At 53.2% G+C, this 21512-nt stretch carries 20 protein-coding genes; 13 read left to right on the forward strand and 7 right to left on the reverse strand.

What is annotated here, in order from left to right; translation table 11 throughout:
- Nucleotides 1–115: 115 nt before the first annotated feature.
- A complete protein-coding gene (locus E2566_RS18460; RefSeq protein WP_107169222.1) occupies nt 116–1117 on the forward strand; it encodes a zinc-binding alcohol dehydrogenase family protein in 1002 nt (333 codons plus the stop codon).
- Between the two features lie 53 nt (nt 1118–1170).
- Here E2566_RS18460 and serA read toward each other — a convergent pair whose 3' ends face one another.
- Together serA and rpiA are read right to left on the reverse strand one after the other, a co-directional pair.
- The gene (gene serA / locus E2566_RS18465) at nt 1171–2403 is read right to left on the reverse strand and encodes a phosphoglycerate dehydrogenase (RefSeq protein ID WP_107169223.1); all 1233 of its coding nucleotides are present in this window, start codon (nt 2401–2403) and stop codon (nt 1171–1173) included.
- 301 nt (nt 2404–2704) lie between these two features.
- On the reverse strand, nt 2705–3364 hold the full coding sequence (rpiA, locus tag E2566_RS18470; RefSeq protein WP_107169249.1) for a ribose-5-phosphate isomerase RpiA: 660 nt from the start codon (nt 3362–3364) through the stop codon (nt 2705–2707).
- Nucleotides 3365–3603: 239 nt separating this feature from the next.
- Between rpiA and E2566_RS18475 the strand changes: the two genes are divergently transcribed.
- Nucleotides 3604–4497: a LysR family transcriptional regulator ArgP gene (locus tag E2566_RS18475; RefSeq protein ID WP_010300546.1), complete on the forward strand. Its 894-nt coding sequence runs from the start codon at nt 3604–3606 to the stop codon at nt 4495–4497.
- A gap of 77 nt (nt 4498–4574) precedes the next feature.
- Here E2566_RS18475 and E2566_RS18480 read toward each other — a convergent pair whose 3' ends face one another.
- The 3 genes from E2566_RS18480 to E2566_RS18490 form a co-directional block, all read right to left on the reverse strand.
- Complete coding sequence (locus E2566_RS18480) at nt 4575–5300, reverse strand: oxidative stress defense protein (protein WP_107169250.1); 726 nt, start codon at nt 5298–5300, stop codon at nt 4575–4577.
- Between the two features lie 205 nt (nt 5301–5505).
- Nucleotides 5506–6120: an arginine exporter ArgO gene (argO, locus tag E2566_RS18485; RefSeq protein WP_107169224.1), complete on the reverse strand. Its 615-nt coding sequence runs from the start codon at nt 6118–6120 to the stop codon at nt 5506–5508.
- 121 nt (nt 6121–6241) lie between these two features.
- Complete coding sequence (locus E2566_RS18490) at nt 6242–7060, reverse strand: IclR family transcriptional regulator (RefSeq protein ID WP_107169225.1); 819 nt, start codon at nt 7058–7060, stop codon at nt 6242–6244.
- 467 nt (nt 7061–7527) lie between these two features.
- On the opposite strand from E2566_RS18490, the gene E2566_RS18495 reads away from it, so the two are divergent.
- The 11 genes from E2566_RS18495 to araD all read left to right on the forward strand — a co-directional run bounded on the left by E2566_RS18495 (nt 7528) and on the right by araD (nt 19316).
- Nucleotides 7528–9057, forward strand: coding sequence for a sugar ABC transporter ATP-binding protein (locus E2566_RS18495; RefSeq protein ID WP_107169226.1), 1530 nt, complete (start codon nt 7528–7530; stop codon nt 9055–9057).
- A gap of 87 nt (nt 9058–9144) precedes the next feature.
- A complete protein-coding gene (locus E2566_RS18500; protein WP_107169227.1) occupies nt 9145–10275 on the forward strand; it encodes an ABC transporter permease in 1131 nt (376 codons plus the stop codon).
- A gap of 14 nt (nt 10276–10289) precedes the next feature.
- Nucleotides 10290–11390, forward strand: coding sequence for an ABC transporter substrate-binding protein (locus E2566_RS18505; protein ID WP_107169228.1), 1101 nt, complete (start codon nt 10290–10292; stop codon nt 11388–11390).
- A 14-nt stretch (nt 11391–11404) separates the two neighbouring features.
- Nucleotides 11405–12250, forward strand: a complete 846-nt coding sequence (locus E2566_RS18510) for an SMP-30/gluconolactonase/LRE family protein (RefSeq protein ID WP_107169229.1) — start codon at nt 11405–11407, stop codon at nt 12248–12250.
- A gap of 441 nt (nt 12251–12691) precedes the next feature.
- Nucleotides 12692–13690, forward strand: a complete 999-nt coding sequence (yiaK, locus tag E2566_RS18515) for a 3-dehydro-L-gulonate 2-dehydrogenase (protein WP_107169230.1) — start codon at nt 12692–12694, stop codon at nt 13688–13690.
- 14 nt (nt 13691–13704) lie between these two features.
- Nucleotides 13705–14178, forward strand: a complete 474-nt coding sequence (locus E2566_RS18520) for a NanQ anomerase/TabA/YiaL family protein (RefSeq protein ID WP_107169231.1) — start codon at nt 13705–13707, stop codon at nt 14176–14178.
- A 121-nt stretch (nt 14179–14299) separates the two neighbouring features.
- Nucleotides 14300–15601, forward strand: coding sequence for an MFS transporter (locus E2566_RS18525; RefSeq protein WP_107169232.1), 1302 nt, complete (start codon nt 14300–14302; stop codon nt 15599–15601).
- Nucleotides 15598–17106 (forward strand): FGGY-family carbohydrate kinase, encoded by a 1509-nt coding sequence (locus E2566_RS18530; protein WP_107169233.1) that lies wholly within the window; start codon nt 15598–15600, stop codon nt 17104–17106. Before E2566_RS18525 ends, E2566_RS18530 begins: the two co-directional genes overlap by 4 nt.
- Nucleotides 17103–17759: a 3-keto-L-gulonate-6-phosphate decarboxylase UlaD gene (gene ulaD, locus E2566_RS18535; RefSeq protein WP_107169234.1), complete on the forward strand. Its 657-nt coding sequence runs from the start codon at nt 17103–17105 to the stop codon at nt 17757–17759. The genes E2566_RS18530 and ulaD overlap by 4 nt, the downstream gene beginning before the upstream one ends.
- 1 nt (nt 17760) lies before the next feature.
- Nucleotides 17761–18621, forward strand: coding sequence for an L-ribulose-5-phosphate 3-epimerase (locus E2566_RS18540; RefSeq protein ID WP_107169235.1), 861 nt, complete (start codon nt 17761–17763; stop codon nt 18619–18621).
- Nucleotides 18615–19316, forward strand: a complete 702-nt coding sequence (gene araD, locus E2566_RS18545; protein ID WP_107169236.1) for an L-ribulose-5-phosphate 4-epimerase — start codon at nt 18615–18617, stop codon at nt 19314–19316. Before E2566_RS18540 ends, araD begins: the two co-directional genes overlap by 7 nt.
- Before the next feature lie 46 nt (nt 19317–19362).
- Here araD and mscS read toward each other — a convergent pair whose 3' ends face one another.
- Both mscS and fbaA read right to left on the reverse strand, forming a co-directional pair.
- A complete protein-coding gene (gene mscS / locus E2566_RS18550) occupies nt 19363–20214 on the reverse strand; it encodes a small-conductance mechanosensitive channel MscS (protein WP_107169237.1) in 852 nt (283 codons plus the stop codon).
- Nucleotides 20215–20340: 126 nt separating this feature from the next.
- A complete protein-coding gene (gene fbaA, locus E2566_RS18555) occupies nt 20341–21417 on the reverse strand; it encodes a class II fructose-bisphosphate aldolase (protein ID WP_107169238.1) in 1077 nt (358 codons plus the stop codon).
- Nucleotides 21418–21512: the final 95 nt, after the last annotated feature.

Here is a 21512-nt window from a genome sequence, read left to right on the forward strand (position 1 = left end):
ACTTCATTATTTATTGTCCATCTTATCAGCCCTATCTCCGTGTTCTACACTTGGTTGTATTCAAAAACATGTCCCATTCACAAGACCCTATTCTGAAAATAATGAGGAATACACCATGACCGCTCATGCGATAGCCGTTGATCCACAACAGCCAGAAAACTTCATCGCCATCACACAGGAGATCCCGGAACCGGGCGAATACGATCTGCTGATCGGCGTAAAAGCCATTTCCGTCAATCCGGTTGATACCAAGGTTCATGCCGGATTGCGTCAGAATGGGTTACAGCAACCCAGAATTCTCGGCTGGGACGCCAGCGGCATCGTGCTGAAAGCGGGCAGCGCGGTTAGTCACTTTCAAGTCGGTGATGAAGTCTGGTACGCGGGCGACATCACACGCCCTGGCAGCAACACCACCCATCAGTTGATTGATTCACGTATCGTGGCGCGTAAGCCCATCTCTCTGGACTGGGCAGCCGCTGCCGCCATGCCGCTCACGGCGTTAACCGCATGGGAAGGATTGTTTGAGCACCTGAAAATACAGCAGGCCGACAGCAAGAAAACGCTGCTGATTATCGGCGGCGCGGGCGGCGTCGGTTCTCTCGCGATTTCTCTGGCAGCGTTACGCAGCTCGGTGAACATTATCGCCACCGCATCACAGCCAGACTCGGCAGAGTGGTGCCGCCAGCGTGGCGCACACAAGGTCGTGGATTACCGTAATCTGGTGGATGAGCTCGCAAAAGAAGGGATCAAGCAGGTCGATTATATCTTCTGCCTGAACGATACCGACGGCCATTGGGATGCCATCAGCAAACTGATCGCACCAATGGGGCACATCTGTACCATCGTGGAAAACAAAAATCCACTCGACCAAACGCAGCTAAAACTCAAAAGCGCGGCACTGCATTGGGAACTCATGTTTACTCGCAGCATGTTCACCACCCCGGATATCGCGGAACAGGGGAACATTTTGCACGACGTCGCACAGCTGGTTGATGCAGGGAAACTTCAGGGAACCGCCAGCGAAGCACTGCAAGGGTTAACGGTAGATACACTGAAGCAGGTACACGATAAAGTACTGGAAGGGCATATGCGCGGCAAGATCGTTATCGCGCTGTAATAACGCAACCAGCCCCGTTTGGGGCTGGCTGTTTATTCACTGATTACAACGAATTAGAACAGCAGACGGGCACGAATAGTGCCAGGGATCGCTTTCATCAGTTGCAGCGCGGTTTGCGCGCCGTCGGTTTCGACGTCAATCACCACATAACCAATTTCAGGCGTCGTTTGCAGATACTGTGCGGCAATGTTAATACCCTGCTCAGCAAAGATCTGGTTAATTTTGGTAATCATACCAGGACGGTTTTCATGGATGTGCAGCAGACGGCTGGCGCGTGCACCATGAACAGGCAGCGACACCTCTGGGAAATTCACCGCAGACAGCGTAGAACCGTTGTCTGAGTATTTCGCCAGTTTTCCGGCAACTTCATCACCGATATTTTCCTGTGCTTCCTGCGTGGAGCCACCGATATGCGGCGTTAGCAGCACGTTATCAAACTCACACAACGGTGACAGGAACGGATCGCTGTTGGTTGCAGGTTCTTGTGGGAATACGTCAATCGCCGCACCGGACAGATGCTTGCTGCTCAACACGTCGCACAACGCTGGAATATCAACTACGGTACCACGAGCGGCGTTAATCAGGATTGAACCCGGCTTCATCAGCGCCAGTTCTTCTGCGCCCATCATGTTATACGTGCTTTCATTTTCCGGTACGTGCAGGCTCACCACGTCGCTCATATTCAGTAAATCAGACAGGTGACGCACCTGCTGAGCATTGCCCAGCGGCAATTTACTTTCGATATCATAGAAGTAAACGTGCATACCGAGGCTTTCAGCCAAAATACCCAACTGCATACCGATATGGCCGTAGCCGATGATCCCGAGTTTTTTGCCACGCGCTTCAAACGATCCCACAGCCAGTTTGTGCCAAATACCACGGTGCGCTTTCGCGTTGGCAGCCGGGATACCGCGCAGCATCAGCAACATTTCGCCGATCACCATTTCTGCTACGGATCGGGTATTGGAAAAAGGTGCGTTAAATACCGGAATACCGCGTTTGGTCGCAGCCGACAGCTCAACCTGATTAGTCCCAATACAGAAACACCCTACCGCGATCAGTTTTTCCGCAGCAGCAAAAATTTCTTCTGTCAGATGGGTACGCGAGCGGATACCAACAAAATGCGCATCGCGAATGGAGGCTTTCAGCGCCTCAGGATCTAGTGCGCCTTTATGGAACTCGATGTTGGTGTAACCAGCTGCACGCAGGTTATCCAACGCGCTCTGGTGCACGCCTTCCACTAACAGAAACTTAATCTTGTCTTTTTCCAGTGATACCTTTGCCATTTCCCGACCTTATTTTCAGACTTCAAATGTGACAGAGTGCTAAATAACCTCTGCCAACATAACAAAAATTACGCAGTCAGCAATACAAACGATTGCGTTGCCCGAATCGCGCCACCGAGAAGCGCGCCTGATTTATGGCAAAAAATATTGCCAAAGAGATACATCGCCATATCGGCGATAAACAAAATAAGAAAATGTGATATTAAGTACCAAAAATGAGCCGTTAACTAAATAGATTTTTTTAGCTAAAAAATTTCTGACGTGGAACGTGGACGCTCATCACGTCAGAACAATCGCGAACTCATTTAACGACAGTTTTTACACCCTCGGCGGTGCCGACTAACGCAACATCTGCGCCGCGATTAGCAAACAACCCAACGGTCACGACGCCTGCGATACCATTGATGTGGTTTTCTACCGCAACGGCATCCATGATATTCAGGTTGTGTACATCCAGAATGACGTTGCCGTTATCCGTCACCACTCCCTGACGATATACTGGCTGCCCGCCTAGCTTCGCCAGTTCACGCGCCACGTAAGATCGCGCCATCGGAATAACTTCAACGGGCAACGGGAACGTGCCCAGCACATCAACCTGCTTGGATGCATCAACAATGCAGATGAACTGGCGCGACAGCGCCGAAATGATTTTCTCGCGGGTCAGTGCCGCACCACCGCCTTTAATCATCTGCATATGGCCGTTGATCTCATCGGCACCATCGACATAAACATCCAACGAATCGACTTCATTGGCGTCAAAAACGGGGATACCCAGACTTTTCAGCTTTTCCGTTGAGGCATCAGAGCTGGAAACCGCGCCTTTGATTTGATGTTTTATCGAACCCAGCGCATCAATAAAGTGTGCTGCCGTCGATCCGGTTCCTACTCCCACAATGGTGTCAGGACGGACATAGTCGAGCGCCGCCCATCCCACTGCTTTTTTCAGTTCATCTTGCGTCATAATCTGCTTCTGGCCTGTAGAATCAATATACGAAAACGTGTGCGTATTATAGAACATGCGCGTTGGGGAAAGCGTGCAAATTCATCACCCCATTGCCGCATTATTTCATACGCACCGCGCCACACGCAGCGTGCTGAATCGTGATTGCACACAACAGCCAAAATAAGATTTCTGCATGGCAAATCAGCAAAATGTGGCATAGTGAAAAAAACGGACTCATTCAGAGGATTTTGAATTTCATGAAACGCCCGGACTATCGAACGCTTCAGGCTCTGGATGCCGTCATCCGCGAGCGTGGTTTTGAACGCGCTGCCCAAAAGTTGTGTATTACCCAATCTGCCGTTTCGCAACGCATTAAACAGCTGGAAAATCTGTTCGGCCAGCCGCTGCTGGTCAGAACCATTCCTCCTCGTCCGACGGAACAAGGGCAGAAACTGCTGGCTCTGCTTCATCAGGTAGAATTGTTGGAAGAAGAGTGGCTGGGCAATGAAACTAACAGCGATATCCCACTGCTGCTGTCGCTGGCGGTGAACGCTGACAGTCTGGCAACCTGGCTGTTACCCGCGTTACAGCCGGTGCTGGTCGATTCACCGATTCGCCTCAACTTGCAGGTAGAAGATGAAACGCGTACTCAGGAAAGGCTGCGCCGGGGTGAAGTGGTGGGTGCAGTGAGTATCCAATCTCAGCCGCTGCCAAGCTGTCTGGTGGATAAACTGGGCGCGCTGGATTATCTGTTTGTCGCATCACCCACCTTCGCTGCCCGCTATTTCCCGAATGGCGTCACGCGTTCGGCGCTCCTGCGCGCGCCTGCGGTCGCCTTCGACCATCTGGATGACATGCATCAGGCTTTTTTACAACAAAACTTTGATTTATCGCCGGGCAGCGTTCCCTGCCATATCGTGAATTCGTCGGAAGCCTTTGTTCAATTAGCGCGACAGGGCACGACCTGCTGCATGATCCCGCATCTGCAAATCGAGAGAGAACTGGCCAATAACGAGCTAATCGACCTGACGCCGGGGCTATTTCAACGTCGGATGCTCTATTGGCATCGCTTCGCACCAGAAAGCCGGATGATGAGGAAAGTGACGGACGCCCTACTTTCGCACGGCCATCAGGTACTGAGACAATCATAACGTACTGAGAGAGTGATAAACGAAAACAGGCCTGTCTGAACAGGCCTGTTAGTAGCATCACTGCGTTCACGCAGTCATTACGGCGTACGCTGTAGTTCAAACACGACATCCACCTGATCGTCAAAGTGAATGGTTTGCTGTTCATAAGTTTGTGCCGCTTCCGTTTGCGTCGCCGCATCTGCCGTTTTAAACATCCGTGCCATTGGCATCGGCTGATAGTTGGCAACATGGTAGCGAACGCTGTAGATCGGCCCCAGCTTGGCATTGAAGCCCTGCGCCAGCGCTGCCGCTTGGCTCGTCGCCTGCTCAATCGCTTTCTTACGCGCTTCGTCACGATAGGTTTCTGGGTTAGCCACGCCGAGTTCTACCGTGCGAATCTCATTCAGGCCCGATTTCAACGCCCCATCCAGCAGTTCGTTCAGTTTATCTAACTGACGTAATGTCACTTCAACCTGACGCACGGCACGGTAGCCTTTCAGCACCGATCCCCCCGTTTTCAGATAGTCATATTCCGGCTGCGTGCGCAAATTGGCGGCATTAATGTCTTTTTTCTCAATGCCGTTTTTACCTAGAAAATCAAAATATTGTGCAACGCGGGCATCGACCTGCTTTTTCGCTTCCGCCGCATCTTTCGATGACACGCTCACTTCAATCGCCAAGCGCGCAATATCCGGCGTCGCGTCTACGCTGGATGTCCCTGACGTCACGATATGCGGGCCATCCGGCAATTCCGCAGCCTGTGCGACCATCGACACACCACCAAATCCTACTGCGGCGGCCAGCGCCAGTGCATTTAGCTTCATCATACCTCGCTTCACACTCTCTCCTTACTGATGTTTCGTCACGCGTGTGTCCCGGCAGATTTTTCCTGCGTCGGCACAGCACGTTCCAGAATGAAAGATACAAGAAGGGTATCTTTTACCAGACAACATAACGTATTACTGACTCCACACAATATAGGTGAATTTCTGAAACGTAGCGTAAGGTGATGTCATTTATTTCTAACCACTATTGCCAACCGTGACGCGCCAACTGCAAGGCAATCCCCCACATCACCACGCCGACAAAAACGTTGATGACCCGCTGTACCCTCGACGTATTCAGCCACGGTGCCAACCAGGCCGCCAATAACGCCAGCGCGAAGAACCAGGTGAAGGAAGCCGTTATCGTCCCCAGCGCAAACCAGCCTCGATCATCCTCCGTAAATTGGCTCCCCAGGCTTCCCAACACCACAAAGGTATCGAGATAAACATGGGGATTAAGCCAGGTCACTGCCAGCATAGTGGCAATAATCCGCCAGCGGCTCTGCTTCATCACCTCAGCGCTAGCCAGTGCGATATTTTTGCTGAAAGCCGTTTTCATCGCTCCCCAGCCGAACCAGAGTAGAAACGCAACGCCGCCCCAAGTCACCGCCCCCAATAACAGTGAAGACTGGCTGAGCAACGCGCTGCCGCCAAAAATACCGGCGGTAATCAACACCATATCGCTCACGGCACACAACAGCGCTACCATCAGGTGATACTGACGGCGAATTCCCTGATTCATCACAAATGCATTCTGTGGCCCCAGCGGCAGAATCATCGCCGCGCCTAATAGAACGCCTTGTAGAAAGACAGCAAACATGATTTCCCTCGTAGATAAAGCGCCAATAGCGGCGCATGCGCGATGTCACTCGCGCATCATACGAAGGGATAATCATTAGATGAAATGGATGTTTCTAATCAGGCATTAGCCAAGCTAATACTCAACCGGGCGTGACAAAACCCAGCTCCAGAGAAATACGCTGCGCGGTCGCGATGACCGGCTTAATCAGCGATTTCATACCGATTTGCTGTAACTTAGCGGTAGGCAGGGATACCGATACGGCATAAGGAACACGCTGCTGAATATCAAATACCGGCGCGGCAATACACGATACGCCAAGTTCATTTTCCTCACGATCCATCGCCAGACCTTTCTGACGAATATCCTCCAGCTCTTCATACATCTTCGGCAGCTCGGTGATGGTATTGCGCGTGAGAGGCTGGATAGTATTTTGGTGAGTTTGCCAATAGTACGCAGGGTAGTCGCTTTTACCATATGCCATAAAGATTTTGCCCATGGCAGAGCAATAAAGCGGCATGTGCTGACCGATATAAGCGCGAGTACGCATCATCCCCGTCGTCGGCTCCAGTTTGTAAATCAGAATGACATGATCGTCTTCACGGCTGGAGAAGTTTACCGTCTCTCCCACTTCCAGATTTAATTGCACCAAATGGGGCGAGGCGACGTGGATAATATTCAGTGAAGACAGGGCCTTCTGCCCAATAGAGATAAATTTAGTCGTCAGACGATAGCTGCCGGGTGAAGGTGCCTGCGTAACATAGCCACTGGTGTGCAGCCCTTGTAGCAGCCTGTGCACGGTGCTTTTGTTCATCCCCGCCAGTTCTGACAAATGGGCGAGTGGGCAACCGTTAGGAAAATTACTCAGAATTTCAATCAATTGCAAACCACGAAATAGACTCTGGCTCCCCAGCGGTTTCTCTTTTTGATCGTCTTTCTCATTAACAGCTTTCGGGCTCATAACTGATCTCCAGAATCAGGGGCTGGGCAGTGCTTGCGCAGAAATTGCTGCAACGCAGTGTGTCGCCGCCATCCATTTCTCTTAAGAATAGCGATGTTACCGCAAGGGCTGCATGAGGTGAAGTGGAACGCCGTTTCATTGTCGGCATGACATCCCGAATACGCAACCTTCCCCCTGTCCATGAAGTGAGCAGTACGTCACAAATACGAAACAACAAAAATAACTATTTGTTTTTTAAATAAATTAAAAACCTCTTTGCCTTTGCTTTAGCGCAATCTTCAGTATATTGTTTTTGAAATCAAGTTTCGCATATTGAAATATGCGGATTATTAAAACGCCAAAATATTACTGATTTCGTTCCTGCCACACCACATTCAGGACGCGATGCCGTTCTGAATTAATGGGAACAGGTTGCTTACCGATTTTGCACCGCATTGCAGCGTGTGCTGAACACAAGGGCGCATCACATGAATCAAATCAATGCGGATCAACCCATACTTGCGCTTAGCCACATCACTAAACGCTTTGGCGGCAACATTGCGGTTAATGATGTCAGCCTTCAGGTCATGCCGGGCGAGGTGCTCGCGCTGCTGGGCGAAAATGGCGCGGGGAAATCGACAATTATTAAAGTCCTCGCGGGCGTCTACCCCCGCGATGGCGGTGATATTCAATTCCGTGGAACCAGCATAGCGTCAGCCGCAGCGATAAAAAGTGATGGCCTCCAGCCTATTGCGTTTATTCATCAGGATCTGGGGCTGATCGAGTGGATGACGGTGGCGGAAAACATGGCACTGGTCATGGGGTTTCCACGCCGTTTTGGATTAATTGACTGGCGGGCGATCCGTAAACGTGCCAGCCAGGCGTTACAGGATGTAGGGATCGCACTCGATCCCGATGCCCGCGTATTTGAACTCTCCCGTACGGAAAAATCACTACTCGCCATCGCACGAGCCGTCGCCGTTAATGCCGAGCTGCTGGTGCTGGATGAACCCACGGCTTCGCTCCCAGCAAACGATGTCCGCCATCTTTTTTCCGTGATTAACCGACTGCGTGCGAAAAAGGTTGGCATGATTTACGTCACTCACCGACTGGATGAAGTGATCGACATCGCCGATCGCGTCTGCGTTATGCGCGATGGTCGCTATGTCGCTGGCGGAAAAACAGCGGATTATTCGCTGCGTGACCTGGTGCAATTGATTGTGGGCGAAGCGATGCCCGGCGATCAGCGTGAACCCTTGCCTGCCCCTTCCGCCCCCGTTCTCCAGGTAAAAAACGTCACCGTAGGCGATATTGGCCCGGTCAGCTTTAACCTACAGCCGGGGGAAATGCTCGCACTGGCCGGTCTGCGCGGCGCGGGTCAGGAAGAAATCGGTCGTTTGCTGTTCGGGCTACGTCAATGCGACAGCGGAGAAATTCAGTTTCGTGATGCACCTTACCACGCCAGTTCGCCGCAACAGGCGATGGCTCACGGCGTTTCGCTGGTCGCAGGCGATCGCACCAACGAAAGCCTGGTGATGTCTATGAGCGTACGAGAGAACCTGTTTATCAACCCCTGCGCCAGCGGACATAAACTCTTTTCCCGCTACAGCCGCCGCGAAGAGATAGGGGCAAGCTGGTGGAAAGTGCAACTGTTCGATGTTCGCCCCAAAAACGTCAATATCGACATCAGTGCGCTGTCCGGCGGCAACCAACAGAAAGTGGTGATGGCACGCTGGATGCATCTCGGCGCACCGCTGCTGATCCTCGAAGATCCCACGGCGGGCGTTGATGTCGGTGCGCGTGCCGAAATTTACCATCTATTAAATAAGTCACTGGCAGAAGGCGTCGCCGTGCTGGTGATCTCCAATGATTTCGAGGAAATCGCCCATATTTGCAACCGCGCACTGGTTTTCAATCGAGGCAGTGTCGTCGGCGAACTCAAGAATCAACAGGTCTCTTTCGCCAACTTATTGGAACTGGCGTCTGCCAGCGCGGGAGAAACCACGGCTTCGGCCTGAATGACACGTTATTGCGCAGTCGAACTGAATCAACAGTAAAAAAATTCAGACGCTCACACAGCCTCACCTGTTCGAAGGAAGAAAATAATGTCTAATAAAACATCAGTAAAATCAACGGCGCTAGAGCAACGCGTGAGTCTGGCACAGGACGGTGCAGGCCCCTGGTTGATGCAAATTCTGACCCGCTATGGCCTGCTGCTACTGTGCATCGCGCTGGTTATTCTATTTTCACTCGCCACGCCATCGTTCGCTTCCATGTTGACGCTACAGGCAATCCTCTCCAGCAAAGCCAAAATTGCCCTGCTGGCACTGGCCGCGACCATTCCCATGATCGTCGGAAAAATCGATCTCAACGTCGGTTTCGGCATCGTGCTCTGGCACATTCTGGCGATTACGCTTCAGGTGGAATACGGCTTCTCATGGCAGATGGCCGTGCTGACGGTGCTGGTCATTTCCGCGCTATACGGCCTGCTCAACGGCATTCTGGTGGCATTGGCCGATATCGATAGCTTCGTCGCCACGCTGGGCTCTGGCACTGTACTGTACGCTGTCGCCCTGTGGCACTCGGGCGGCCGCCAGATCGTCGGCGATCTGCCTGATGCCTTCATTGCTCTACACCATACCGAGATCGGCGGAATCCCTATCGTGGCCTTCTATGTCCTGCTTGTCGCGATCGTTTTGTGGCTCGTCACTGAACATACACCGCTTGGCCGCTGCATGTATGCCGTAGGCGGCAACCCAGCAGCAGCACGGCTCAATGGGATTTCCGTCAATCGTTTTACTATCGGTGCCTTCATCGTCTCAAGCGTATTGACAGGTTTTAGCGGCGTGTTAATCGCCGCAGAACAAGGCGTCGGGCAGGCCAGCGTCGGTATGGATTATCTCTTGCCCGCGCTGGTGGGTGCATTCCTTGGCAGTACCACGCTTCGCCCCGGCCGAGTTAACGTCTGGGGAACGGTTATCGGTATCGCCATTCTTGCGATTGGCATCGCCGGTATCCAACAATTTGGCGGCGAATTCTGGGTTGAGCCACTGTTTAACGGAGCCACGCTGCTGCTCTCCATCACGCTGGCAGGCTATGCCCAGCGCCGCCGCTTGCTGAATCAAAAAGCCGTACAACGCCGTCAGGCTGACACACCCGAGCGCCACCACCAGGAGTCTTCTCATCAGAAAAACACGCCACCAGAAAACAATAACCATAACGTGACACATCCCTAACAGGAGCACACCCTATGAAACGTTTATTGCTGTTATCAGGACTGACCACCGTGTTATTAAGCAGTCAGTCAACGTGGGCTGACAGCTATCTCGATCAGGCAACAGCGGCCGTTGCAAAAGCGACCGCCAGCAGCACGCAGTGGGATGGCCCGACTCAGGGGCCGCAGTTGCAGCCGAATAAGAAGATTATTTTTATTGCTTCCGACATGAAAAATGGCGGTGTTCAAGGCGTACAGCAGGGGCTAAGCGAAGCAGCCAAAGCCGCTGGCTGGAAGCTGGAAACGCTGGACGGTGGCGGCTCAGTCAAAGATCAGTTGGCCTCGCTCAATCAGGCGATCGCTCAGAAGCCAGATGGCATTGTGATTGGCGGCTGGAACCCGAATGTTGCCAAAATCCCGCTGAAGAAAGCCATTCAGCAAGGCATTGTTCTGACAGCATGGCACGCTGTGCCAGAACCGGGCCCGCTGCCTAAATACGATATTTTCTACAACGTGACATCAGATTCAAATGACGTCGCCCGTATCGCCGCCCAATACGCCGTCGTTAAATCAGGTGGAAAAGCCAATGTCTTAATCTTTACCGATTCCCTTTATCAAATCGCTCTTGATAAAGCCAACGTCATGAAAGACGAGATCGCTAAATGCAGCGGCTGCAAGGTGGTGGAATTCATCGATACACCGCTCGCCGATACCGCAAACCGCATGCCTGCGATGACGTTTAGTCTGTTGCAGAAATACGGCGACAGCTTCCAGTATTCGCTGGCCATTAACGACCTGTATTTTGATTTCATGGCACCGTCGTTAAAAACAGCCGGGAAAGGCGGTAAAAATGCACCGTACAACATTTCGGCGGGCGATGGCTCCATCTCTGCCTATCAACGTATTCGCTCCGGCGATAGCCAATCAGCCACCGTGCCCGAACCCTTGAAGCTGCACGGCTGGCAGTTGCTGGATGAGTTTAACCGTGCCTTTGCCAAACAACCGCCTTCTGGCTATGTCACCCCGGCACATTTGGTGACCGCCGAAAACGTCGCGAACGATGGCGGTAATAACAACCTGTATGACCCGCAAAATGATTATCAGGGCCATTACCGGGCAATCTGGGGTGTGAAATAAGTGGGGAGCCCAACATGACACAACAACTTGAGCGTCTGTGTTCTCCCGCCATCTGGGCCGAAGGCCCAGTATGGTTGCCGCAGCAGGATGCCGTGGTCTTTAGCGATGTGAAAGGAAACCGGATGTTTATCTGGTCGCGTACTGGCGACGTCACGCTCTGGCGCTCTCCATCCCACTACGCCAACGGCAATGCACTCGATGCGCAAGGACGCGTCGTAAGCTGCGAGCATGGTCGACGTGGTATCAGCCGTCGTGAGCACAGTGGCGATATTCACATTCTGGTTGACCGCATTGACGGGAAACGCTTCAACTCGCCAAACGATGTGGCGATCCGTAGTGACGGCACGATCTGGTTTACCGATCCGCCTTATGGCATTACCAGCGATGACGAAGGCTACAAATCAGAAAGTCAGGTCATTGGCTGCTATGTCTACTGTTTCGATCCGCGCGATGGCTCACTCAGCATCGCGGCCAGCGATCTCCAGCGCCCAAACGGGTTGGCCTTTTCGCCAGATGAAAAATATTTATATGTTGCAGACATGTCGATTATTGATTTCCCCACGCTGGGTCGTCGCGATCTGCGCATTTATCCGGTTGAGGGAAAGCGTCTGGGCGCGGGACAGTTTTTCGCCCGCGTAGAACCGGGCATTCCCGATGGCTTCTGTGTTGATCGCACTGGCAATCTGTTTTGCAGTTGCGCTGACGGCGTTCTGGTTTTTAGTCCCGAAGGTCATCAGATCGGCAAAATTGATGTACCGGAATGCGTGTCCAACTGCACCATCGGCGGGCCAGAAGGGAATGAACTGTACATCACGGCAACAACGTCGCTTTACCGTATCGGGGTAGAGTCGTACCGGTAAAACCGCGCGTATGGGGTAGCTAACAGGGTGAGGCTCTCACCTCTTAAACCGTTGACAAACCTACTCGCAGAACGAAAACGGGAGTAACGGAATAGAAGAGTAAAGCGTTTGCGCCATGGATGGCGCAATCCGAGCGCACAGGGACGTGTTTACAGCGACTTTACGATCTATCCGTTACTCACGCTCGACGGCCATTGTCAGCAACTTTAGGGTGCGGCTCTCACCCTGCTTTTTCACGTCTGTACTTCGCGAACCGACCAAAATGCGGCACCGATCACAAAGTCACCACATTAAAATAACCACCTGTTTTTAAATGAAAATTTAACACACTCTCATTTTGACTTCATGCAAGCACAGGTATAGCATTTATTTGAAATGCAATTTCGCATAATGAAATATGACGAATAAAAAGCAATCTAATTATCGTCATGGAGACGCGTTATGAGAGTGAGTTACAACGACCTTAAGCAACAGTTCAAACGTGTTTTACTGGCGCGCAATGTCGCGGAAGAAACCGCCGATACCTGCGCGACGCTGTTCGCCGATACTTCAGCCGACGGCGTTTATTCTCACGGTGTAAACCGTTTCCCACGCTTTATTCAGCAGTTGGACGCCGGCGACATCGTACCCGATGCCGAACCCAGCAAACTGCTCTCACTTGGTGCTATCGAGCAGTGGGATGCCCATCAGGGCATTGGCAACCTGACGGCGCGCCGCATGATGGATCGCGCGATGCAGTTGGCCGATGCGCACGGTATTGGTCTGGTGGCATTGCGCAATGCTAACCACTGGATGCGCGGCGGCGGCTATGGCTGGCAGGCCGCCGAGAAAGGCTATATCGGTATTTGCTGGACTAACTCGATCGCCGTTATGCCACCGTGGGGAGCAAAAACCTGCCGCATCGGTACTAATCCGCTGATCGTCGCCGTCCCCGGCAACCCAATCACCATGGTGGATATGTCGATGTCGATGTTTTCCTATGGCGCGCTAGAGATCAACCGATTGGCAGGCAAGACCTTGCCCGTTGATGGTGGGTTCGACAACGACGGTAATTTGACCCGCGATCCAGCCATTATCGAGGAGAACCGACGCATCCTCCCGGCGGGCTACTGGAAAGGATCGGCACTGTCTATTGTGCTGGACATGATCGCCACCCTACTGTCCGGCGGTGCCTCCGTCGCAGAAGTCACAGAAGATCATCGCGACGAATACGGCGTATCGCAGGTCTTCATCGCCATTGAGATCGATAGGTTGATCGACGGCAAAACCCGCGATGAAAAACTGAAACGCATAATGGATTACATCACCAGCGCCGAGCGTACCCAACCTGATGTCGCCATCCGTCTGCCGGGCCATAAGTTTCCGCGTATTCGCGAGGAAAACTTGCGCGACGGCATCCCGGTTGATGAACGGGTGTGGGCACGCATTCAGGCGCTTTAACAAGGAGACGTCCCATGATCTTCGGTCATATCGACAATACCGTTTTTGGTCAGCACCCTGCACCCGTCGCCCGTGCGCTGGCCTACCTGCAAAAAACCGACTTCAGCGCCTTACCGGCTGGCCGCTACCTTGATGAAGAGACAGGCTATACCGTTCAGGTACTGGATCTACACACGCAGACTAAAAGTGACTTACGTCCTGAAGTCCATCGTCACAATATCGATGTGCAATTTTTAGTCAGCGGAACCGAACGGATCGGCGTGGTAACGGACAACGGCCGTAATCCGGTACATCAGGAATGGAACGAAGCACGCGACATCTTGTTCTATCAGGATGTTGATGACGAGTCCTGGCTGACCATGCATTCCGGCAACTTTGCCGTGTTCTTTCCTCAGGATGTGCATCGTCCAGCCTGCATTCACGAGCAGCCCTGCGCAATCCGCAAAGTGGTGGTGAAGATACCGATGGCACACTTTCACGCTCCCTAATCGTTTCTGATTTTGCCATGTAACGCGACACATGCCTGCGGGCATGTGCGGGGATCGCTACGCGCGAAAAAGCCCAAAGTGAAGCACGCCATGCACGCAACATGTTGAAGGGTAAAGTGATATGAATACAGCTACGGTTTCTTCTAGCCAGCCCACAGCGGCAAACATTCCTCGATTACGCTGGTTGCGGATCGTACCGCCCATTTTGATTACCTGCATTATTTCCTATATGGACCGCGTCAACATTGCCTTCGCGATGCCGGGCGGTATGGATGACGAACTGGGTATTACGGCATCGATGGCCGGACTCGCAGGCGGGATCTTCTTCATCGGCTATCTGTTTTTACAAGTGCCGGGCGGCAAACTCGCCGTACACGGCAACGGTAAAAAATTTATCGGCTGGTCACTGCTGGCCTGGGCCGTCATTTCGGTGTTGACCGGTCTGGTAACCAATCAGTATCAGTTGCTGTTTTTGCGCTTTGCGCTGGGGGTATCTGAAGGCGGCATGCTCCCGGTGGTGCTCACGATGATCAGCAACTGGTTCCCGGATAAAGAGCGTGGCCGCGCCAACGCGATTGTCATCATGTTTGTGCCCATCGCCGGAATTTTGACCGCCCCGCTTTCTGGCTGGGTCATCACAACCTGGGATTGGCGCATGCTGTTTCTGGTGGAGGGAGGATTCTCGCTGGTGGTTATGCTGCTGTGGTGGTTTACCATCAGCAACCGCCCGCAGGAAGCGAAATGGATTTCACCGGCAGAAAAAGAGTATCTGATCAAAACGTTGCAGGAAGAACAAGCGGCCCTGCAAGGCAAAACCGTCCGTAATGCCTCCCTAAGCCGGGTACTGCGCGAAAAGCTGATGTGGCAGTTAATTTTGGTGAATTTCTTTTACCAGACAGGTATTTACGGCTACACCCTGTGGTTGCCCACCATCCTGAAAGGGCTGACCAACGGCAATATGGAACAGGTCGGTATGCTGGCTATTTTGCCTTATATCGGTGCGATCGTCGGCATGTTCACGATCTCCTATCTGTCCGATAACTCAGGAAAACGTAAAGTCTTCGTCGCACTACCGCTCGCCTGTTTTGCTATCTGCATGGCGCTGTCCGTCTTGCTCAAAAGCCATATCTGGTGGTCCTATGCCGCGCTAGTCGGCTGTGGCGTCTTCATTCAGGCGGCTGCGGGCGTGTTCTGGACCATTCCTCCCAAGCTGTTTGATGCCGAAGTCGCTGGCGGCGCGCGCGGTGTCATTAACGCGCTCGGTAATCTCGGTGGCTTCTGCGGCCCTTATATGGTCGGCGTCCTGATTTCAGCCTTTAACAAAGACGTTGGCGTTTACAGTTTGGCTATCTCGCTGGCGATTGCCGCTGTACTGGCCATGATGCTGCCACCGCGCTGCGATGAGTCCACGGAGGCAGCATGACGGACTATTTTCTGGGGCTCGACTGCGGCGGCACTTTTATCAAAGCCGGGATCTATGACGTCACCGGAACAGAGTACGGCATCGCACGCCGTAATCTGCCAATTACCACACCGCAGCCCGGTTGGGCTGAGCGCGACCTGCACACCCTGTGGCAGACCGCTGCTGAGGTTATTCGCGAACTGCTGGGCAGAGCGGCAATCCCCGCCAGCGCCATTTCCGGCGTAGGGATCTCTGCCCAAGGCAAAGGGTTATTCTTGCTGGATAAGCATGACAAGCCGCTAGGTAATGCGATGCTGTCATCCGATCAACGCGCGCGTGAACAGGTTCTGGCGTGGCAGCAGGCAGGGATACCGCAAGCGCTTTATCCTCAGACCCGTCAGACGCTGTGGACAGGCCATCCGGTTTCGCTACTGCGGTGGCTTAAAGACCACCAGCCGACACGCTATGCACAAATCGGTACGCTGTTCATGGCACACGACTATCTGCGTTTCTGCCTGACCGGAGAACGGGCTTGTGAAGAAACCAATATCTCCGAATCCAATCTCTACAACATGGACACGGGCCGCTACGATCCCGCGCTGGCAGAACAGCTCGGGATTGCAGAAATCATCGAGGCTTTACCGCCGCTTATCGGTTCTGCTGATATCGCAGGCCGAATTACCCCAGAAGCGGCACAGCTCACCGGACTGCGGGCAGGAACCCCCGTCGTCGGCGGATTATTCGACGTGGTTTCTACCGCCCTGTGCGCAGGCCTTCAGGACGAAACCCGACTCAATGCGGTGATGGGAACATGGTCTGTCACCAGCGGCATCACCGACACGCTCGCCGATGGCTACGACCATCCCTTTGTGTATGGCCGCCATGCGGAAGCAGGCCGTTACATCGTGCATGAAGCCAGTCCTACGTCTGCCGCCAATCTGGAATGGTTCTGCCAACAATGGCGGCTGAGCGACGGTTTAGGGGTTGATTATGCTCAGCTCAACCGCTGGGTTTCGGATCTGCCTAAAGCAGGCAGCCCCCTACTGTTTGTCCCGTTTTTGTATGGCTCCAACGCCGGATTAGGGCTCAGCGCCAGCTTCTACGGCCTGCAAGCGTTCCACCAGCGAGAACACCTTGTTCAGGCCATTTACGAAGGCGTGGTGTTCTGCCACATGGCGCACCTGAATCGTATGCGTCAGCGCTTCCCTCACGTGGACGCGTTGCGCATCACCGGCGGCCCTGCCAAGTCCGTCCCCTGGATGCAGATGTTCGCGGACATCAGTGGCCTGCCTGTCGAACTCCCACAGGTAGAAGAAACCGGCTGTCTGGGTGCGGCGATGGCGGCGATGGTCGGCAACGGTGCCTTTAGCGATTTCACTGCCGCTCAGCAGGCACTCTCACCACGCATTACACGCCTTACCCCAGATGAACACGTTCGCACGGCCTACGACAAAAAATACCAACACTATCAGGCGCTCGTCGACGCGTTAAAAGCGCTGCAACCCGCCGGTAAGGAGAAACCATGACCACGCAACCCCGCCTGCAACTGGCGCTCGACCACACCCGACTGGATGCCGCCCTCACTACCGTGGAATTACTCCACCCTTATGTTGACATCATCGAGGCGGGCACCATTTTGTGCATCAGCGCAGGTATTCAGGCCGTCAGCCAACTGCGCGAGCGCTGCCCTCACCATGTGCTGGTGGCCGATTTGAAAGTCGCTGACGCGGGCGCAACGCTGGCGGAGCAAGCCTTTTCTCACGGCGCAAACTGGATGACCGTGATCTGCGCCGCCCCGCTGCCCACCATGGCCAGCGCACGGGAAGTGGCAGAGCGTCATCGGGGAGAGATCCAGATAGAGCTATTCGGGCGCTGGACGCTGGAAGATGCCAAAGCGTGGCGTGCGTTGGGCATCAAACAGGCGATTTACCACCGTGGCCGCGATGCGCAGGCCAGCGGCCAAACCTGGGGTCAGCAAGATCTAGACATGATGAAAGCCCTCTCAGACCTCGGCATCGAACTGTCTATCACCGGAGGGATCACCCCTGCGGATCTGCCGCTATTCCGTGATATCGCCGTCACTGCATTCATTGCCGGACGAGCGCTGGCGGATGCATCTGACCCAGTAAACTCGGCTCGCCAATTCCGTACCGCCATTGACGCCATCTGGAGGCCTTAATATGCGCCAACACCCATTAGGTATTTATGAAAAAGCCCTGCCGAAACACCTGACCTGGCCAGAACGCCTGGCGCTGGCAAAAGCCTGTGGTTTTGACTTTGTTGAAATGTCGGTAGACGAAAGCGATGAACGTCTGGCTCGCCTGCTGTGGAGTAAGGAGCAGCGGCTCTCGTTGGTCAATGCGATGCTGGAAACCGGCATTCGCATCCCTTCGATGTGCTTATCCGGGCATCGGCGTTTTCCGTTCGGCAGCCATGACGAGGCACTACGCCAGCGCGCCTTTACGATCATGGAGCAGGCTATTCAACTGGCCAACGACGTGGGCATCCGCACTATTCAGCTCGCTGGGTATGACGTCTATTACGAGCAGCAGGATGAAAGCACGCTCGCTCGCTTTACCGAAGGTATGCAATGGGCGGTTGAACGTGCCGCCGCCGCGCAGGTGATGCTGTCCGTGGAGATCATGGATACCGCCTTTATGAACTCGATCAGCAAGTGGAAAGCCTGGGATGCCTGCCTGGCTTCGCCGTGGTTTACCGTCTACCCAGACGTCGGCAACCTCAGCGCCTGGGGCAACAATGTCACGCAAGAATTACAACTGGGTATCGATCGCATCGCCGCTATTCATCTGAAAGACACCTTAGCCGTTACCGCAACCTCGCCCGGACAGTTCCGCGACGTGCCATTTGGTGAAGGCTGTGTGGATTTCGTTTCCGTTTTTAGCACGCTGAAAGCACTCAATTATCGCGGTGCGTTCTTGATTGAAATGTGGACGGAGAAGGCTGATGAACCGGTCGCCGAAATTGTTCAGGCGCGCCGCTGGATCGAACAGAAAATGCAACAAGGGGGAATGCCATGCTAACGTTACAACAGCTTAAACAACAGGTTCTGGAAGCAAATCTGGATTTACCGCGTCACAATCTGGTGACGTTCACCTGGGGTAACGTCAGCGTCGTGGATCGCGACCGCGGTCTGGTGGTCATCAAACCGTCAGGCGTGGAGTACGAACATATGGCCGTAGAGGATATGGTCGTGGTCGATCTCGCCTCCGGGCAGACCCTCGAAGGTAACAAAAAGCCGTCCTCGGATACGGCGACACATCTGGCGCTATACCGTGCTTTTACCGAGATCGGCGGCATCGTCCATACGCACTCGCGCCACGCCACCATCTGGGCACAGGCAGGGCTGGATCTGCCCGCCTGGGGCACCACGCATGCCGACTATTTCTACGGTGCCATCCCCTGTACGCGATTGATGACACAGGACGAAATTGCGCAGCACTATGAGCAGGAAACGGGCAACGTCATTATAGAAACGTTCCGCCAGCGCGGAATCAGCCCGACAGACATTCCTGCTGTGCTGGTCAATGCCCACGGCCCGTTCGCCTGGGGCAAAGATGCACACAACGCAGTGCATAATGCGGTGGTGTTGGAAGAGATAGCCTATATGGGAATTTTTTCACGCCAGCTGACACCGGGTATTACCGCTATGCAGCAAGTTCTGCTGGACAAGCACTACCTGCGCAAGCATGGTAAAAACGCCTATTACGGACAGTAAAGGCAGGGATCAATCAGGGGCCATTCGGCCCCTGTCATATTATCTATTATTCAGCGCGTTCTTGAACCTTATGCAGGTGTACATCCATCTGCGGGTAAGGAATGCCAATACGATGTTCGTCTAGTACACGCTTAAAGCTTTCCAACAGATCCCAGTACACCGCCTGCGCATTACCGTTGGTCGTCCATACCCATACCACAAAATTCAGCGACGATGCTGCCATTTCATTCAGGCGGATCGTAACGCCTTTGTCATGCTGAATACGATCGTCTGCGGCAACAATATCGCCCAACAGCTTTTTCACTACATCAATGTCAGCATCATAGGCTACACCAACAATAATTTCGGTACGGCGATCGGGTTCACGTGAGCTGTTGATGATATTACCCGCAATGATCTTGCCATTCGGCACCACGATAATTTTGCCGTCAGAGGTACGTAGCGTCGTCGAGAAGATCTGCACCTGCGTAACCGAGCCAGATACGCCGCCCAAATCGACCCATTCTCCAGTACGGAAAGGCCGGAAGATCACTAACAACACACCGGCAGCAAAGTTGGCTAACGAGCCCTGTAATGCCAAACCGACAGCCAAGCCCGCCGCACCCAACACGGCAATCACCGATGCAGTCTGTACGCCAACCCGGCTCAATACCGCAATCAGCGTAAACGCGATAATGCCATAACGCACCAGCGCAGACAGGAAATCAGCCACGGTTGAATCGATAGAACGGCTAATCATCAGTTTATTGATGGTGCCAGAGACGATCCGCGCGATCACCAAACCAACAATAAGGATCACTAATGCGGCGACAATATTCACGGCATACTGCAAAAACAAGTTCTGATGTGCCACCAACCAGTTCCCTGCCTGATCCAATCCCGTATTAAGTTCTTCCATTTAAACGCTCCTGTTTTCTTAATCACCGGGAAAGCATAACGTCGATAGCAGAAACCGCAACATCGGCCCCAAAAATTAAGACTCCCTTAGGAGTCTTAATATCAAACCATACTTACGTCGTCTTACTTACAGCACATCAACGGCATTCAGCTCTTTGAAGGCCTGCTCCAGACGCGTAACCATGCTCGCCTGAGCGGAACGCAGCCACACACGTGGATCATAGTATTTCTTGTTCGGCTGATCGTCGCCTTTCGGGTTGCCCAATTGGCCTTGCAGGTAAGCTTCGTTTTCTTTGTAGTACTTCAGGATACCTTCCCACGTTGCCCACTGGGTGTCGGTATCGATGTTCATTTTCACTACGCCGTAGCTAACGGAGTCTTTGATTTCCTGAGCGCTGGAACCAGAACCACCGTGGAACACGAAGTCCAGGCTGTTGTGCGGCAGGTTATGTTTCTTGGAAACATATTCCTGAGAATCACGCAGGATGGTCGGGGTCAACTTCACGTTACCTGGCTTGTATACGCCATGCACGTTACCGAAAGAGGCAGCGATAGTGAAACGTGGGCTGATCGCGTTCAGTTTGGTGTACGCATAGTCAACATCTTCTGGCTGGGTGTACAGAGCAGAAGCGTCCATGTGGCTGTTATCCACACCGTCTTCTTCACCACCGGTGCAACCCAGTTCGATTTCCAGGGTCATATCGATTTTGGCCATACGCGCCAAATATTTAGAGCAGATTTCGATGTTCTCTTCCAGAGACTCTTCAGACAGGTCAATCATGTGAGAAGAGAACAGCGGTTTGCCGGTAGCCGCGAAGTGTTTTTCACCCGCATCCAGCAGGCCATCGATCCATGGCAGCAGTTTTTTCGCACAGTGGTCAGTGTGCAGAATTACCGGAATACCATAATGTTCAGCCATTTGGTGAACATGATGAGCGCCAGAGATCGCACCCAAAATTGCCGCCTTCTGGCCTTCCGCTTTCAGGCCCTTACCTGCGGTGAACGCTGCTCCGCCGTTAGAGAACTGAACGATGACCGGCGCGCGTACTTTGGCTGCGGCTTCCAGCACAGCATTGATTGAGTCGGTACCGACACAGTTTACTGCTGGCAAAGCGAATTTGTTTTCTTTTGCTACTGCGAAAACTTTCTGAACGTCATCACCTGTGATGACACCGGGTTTTACGAAATCAAAAATTTTAGACATGTTACGTGTCCCGTTTCGTTGGCCGTGGAGGGGTTAGAGAAATCGATGTTCAATCGACAGGCCATCCCGACATGCTGTTGCAACAACCCCATGTC

The sequence above is a fragment of the Pectobacterium punjabense genome (assembly GCF_012427845.1).
GTDB lineage: Bacteria > Pseudomonadota > Gammaproteobacteria > Enterobacterales > Enterobacteriaceae > Pectobacterium > Pectobacterium punjabense.